At 61.2% G+C, this 2,867-nt stretch carries 6 protein-coding genes; 1 reads left to right on the top strand and 5 read right to left on the bottom strand.

Annotated elements, in window-relative coordinates; genetic code table 11:
• Window positions 1-327 (bottom strand): response regulator transcription factor (locus tag Q8R73_RS10240; RefSeq protein WP_305719430.1); only part of this gene is annotated, 327 nt, incomplete at its 3' end.
• A gap of 145 nt (window positions 328-472) precedes the next feature.
• Here Q8R73_RS10240 and Q8R73_RS10235 point away from each other — a divergent pair.
• Window positions 473-805 (top strand): hypothetical protein, encoded by a 333-nt coding sequence (locus Q8R73_RS10235; RefSeq protein ID WP_305719429.1) that lies wholly within the window; start codon window positions 473-475, stop codon window positions 803-805.
• A gap of 143 nt (window positions 806-948) precedes the next feature.
• Here Q8R73_RS10235 and Q8R73_RS10230 read toward each other — a convergent pair whose 3' ends face one another.
• From Q8R73_RS10230 to Q8R73_RS10215, 4 genes are all read right to left on the bottom strand, one after another.
• On the bottom strand, window positions 949-1,272 hold the full coding sequence (locus tag Q8R73_RS10230; RefSeq protein WP_305719428.1) for a PilZ domain-containing protein: 324 nt from the start codon (window positions 1,270-1,272) through the stop codon (window positions 949-951).
• Between the two features lie 3 nt (window positions 1,273-1,275).
• Window positions 1,276-2,151 (bottom strand): protein-glutamate O-methyltransferase CheR, encoded by an 876-nt coding sequence (locus Q8R73_RS10225; protein ID WP_305719427.1) that lies wholly within the window; start codon window positions 2,149-2,151, stop codon window positions 1,276-1,278.
• Between the two features lie 43 nt (window positions 2,152-2,194).
• Window positions 2,195-2,572 carry a PleD family two-component system response regulator gene (locus Q8R73_RS10220; protein WP_305719426.1) on the bottom strand — a complete coding sequence of 126 codons (378 nt, stop codon included), beginning with the start codon at window positions 2,570-2,572 and terminating at the stop codon, window positions 2,195-2,197.
• 33 nt (window positions 2,573-2,605) lie between these two features.
• Window positions 2,606-2,867, bottom strand: a 262-nt coding sequence (locus tag Q8R73_RS10215; RefSeq protein WP_305719425.1) for a chemotaxis protein CheW, incomplete at its 5' end; no start/stop codon positions are given.

Below are 2,867 nucleotides of genomic sequence, written 5' to 3'. Positions count from 1 at the left end.
CTTCTCGATGAAATCCAGCGCACCGTTCTTGATCGCGCTCACCGCCATCGCGATGTCGCCCTGGCCGGAGATCATGAAAATCGGCGCGGGATAGTCCTCGCCGGAAAGTTCCTTCAGGATGTCGAGGCCGGATTTGCCGGGAATATTCACGTCAAGCAGCATACAGGCCGGCGTTCGCGTCCGCGCCACCGCCAGCAACGCGGCACCGTCGGCAAAGCAGATCACCTGATAGCCGCCCGCCGACAACACCATCGACAGGGTGTCGCGGACCGCGGGATCGTCGTCCACGACGAAAATTTCGCCTTTGGAAATAGAGTTCTCATCCATGTGCCAGTTCATCCACTGTGAGGACTCACATTCGCGGAACGATACTAAGCGGCGTACAGATTCGGGCCACCCGTATTTGTACGGGACGCAGCCTTAACCCACAAGTAGTCCCGTGGCCCCCTAATAAGGGGACAGGAGAGCAATCATGCAGATCGCAACAGACGGCGGGGTCCCTTCCGGCGACCGGAATGACGGTCACTATTTGATCGTTTCGGACCTGGTTTCGCTGATCGCGCACGTTCAGGGCCGCATGAAGCTGCTCGAGGCAGCGATTGCCAGGGAGGCGACTCCCGGCAACCCGGACGCTGCCAACAATGTTTTCGTCCTGGATGACGTCACCCCCCGCTACGTGAAGGCGAAGAGCGCGCTCGGTGCCTGCAATACGAGCCTTGGCGTTGCGCTGCGCTATCTGCAGGATACAAGGGCCGATTTCACGGCCATCGATCACCGGACGGGTCGCCTGACCAATCGCGCCTGACGAAATGGGTTCCCGAGGGCGTTCCGGGGCCTTGCTCGGGGCTGCCTGCGATGTCCATCGCCGAAACGGTTTCTGCTGCACCGCGGTGGCGGCGCGGGGACTCCGTCCATGTCGACATGACGGCACCCGCCGCGAGGCCGTCCTCAGGCGCCGATCAGCGCATCCTTTGTCATGGCGTTCGCCCGCTTCTTCTTGTTCTTTCCCTTCAGGAAGGAGACGTCAATCTCGGCGCCGTTGACGCGGACCAGTTCGCAGCGCCGATAGGCGAGTCCGGTCGACGACAACAGCAGGAAGAACTCCTTGAGATTGAGGCCCTGAATCGAGCCTTCCACGGTCAGGATGGCGTCGTTGTCGGAGATGGCGTTGAGCAGACAATCGCGGCGCCAGGTTCCGTCGATGCCCATGATGCAGACGCCATAACCACGGCTGAACGTCACGCGCTCCGGTGCCTTGGCGCCATCGCTCATTGCTCAGCGCCCCGCCATCGCAGCGAGCTGCGGCGCAGCCGCGGCCGGCGGCTTGGCCGGCGTCGCGCGGGCGGCGCTGGGCCGGTAGAGACCGCGCTTGTCCGGGAAGGGCTTGAAGACATCGGTCAGCCCGACCACGGTTTCCGCCGCACCCAGCACCAGAAAGCCGTCAGGCTCGGTGATCCTGGCGAGCCGATTGAAGATGTTCACCTTGGTGTCCTGATCGAAGTAGATCAGAACGTTGCGGCAGAAGATCACGTCGAAGACGCCGAGCTGGGAGAAGTCGTGCAGCAGATTGAGCTGCCGGTGCTGAACCATGGAGCGGATGTCGGGATTGATCTGCCAGAGTTCACCGGTCTGCTTGAAGTATTTGACGAGCATCTGGATAGGCAGGCCGCGCTGCACCTCGAACTGGCTGTAGATTCCCGCCTTGGACTTCTCCAGCACCTCCTGCGACAGGTCGGTGGCGATGATTTCGATGCGCCAGCCGGTGAGTACTGCGCCCATTTCCTTCAGACTCATTGCCAGCGAATACGGCTCCTGTCCGGTCGAACCGGCGGCGCACCAGATGCGGATGCTCTTGCGGCTTGCGCGGGCCTTCACGATCTCCGGCACGATGGCATCGCGAAAATGATCGAACGGAACCTTGTCGCGAAAGAAGAAGGTCTCATTGGTGGTCATGGCCTCGACCACCTGGGTGGTGAGATCGGCGGATCCGCCCTTCATTTTCTGCACGAGTTCGCTGATGCCGGGCAGACCTGCCTTGCGCGAAAGTGGCAGCAGCCGGCTTTCAATCAGGTATTGCTTGTCGGCCGACAGATCGAGACCGGAGCGGTCCTTGAGGAGCTTGCGCAAATATTCATAATCGGGCGGGGTCACTGGCGGCCTCTCTTACAACGCTGACGCTACAGGTAGAAACGGACTATTCCGGAACCGCGATCAGTCCTACTTCCTGGAATTTCGCCGAGATGATTTCCTTGTCGAACGGCTTCATGATGTATTCGTTGGCGCCGCCTTCGAGCGCCTTCGAGATGTGTTCGATGCCGTTCTCGGTGGTGCAGAACACCACCTTGGGCGTTTCGCCACCCGGCATGCGACGCAGATGACTGAGGAAATGGTAGCCGTCCATCACCGGCATGTTCCAGTCGAGCAGCACCGCTTCCGGCATGGCGCGTTTGCAGACGACCAGCGCGTCCACGCCGTCCTCGGCTTCGATGACCTGGAAATCGAGCCCTTCCAGAATACGGCGCGCGATTTTTCGTACGATGCTGGAATCGTCGACAACGAGACAGGTTTGCATTCTAGGCTCCTTCTTTCACGGGCGACACATGCACTATGCTGCGAGCGAGGTCTTGGGCACGATTTCGAGCACGCGATCGACGTCGAGGACGACCATGAGCTGGCCGTCGAGGCGATGGACGCCGCCTGCGAGCTTGGCCATGCGGGGATCGAGGTTGACGGGGTTTTCCTCGCGGCCCTCGTCGGCGAGCTTGAGCACTTCGCCGATCTGGTCGATCAGCAGGCCATAGGATTCGCCGCGCAGGTCGACGCCGACCGCCATCGGCGGCTTGCCGTCGTCGTTTTTGGGCAGGCCG

The organism is Bradyrhizobium sp. (assembly GCF_030697065.1).
Lineage (GTDB): Bacteria > Pseudomonadota > Alphaproteobacteria > Rhizobiales > Xanthobacteraceae > Bradyrhizobium.
The sequence above is the reverse complement of the archived record's forward strand: the minus strand, read 5'-3'. Positions and strand labels throughout refer to the sequence as shown.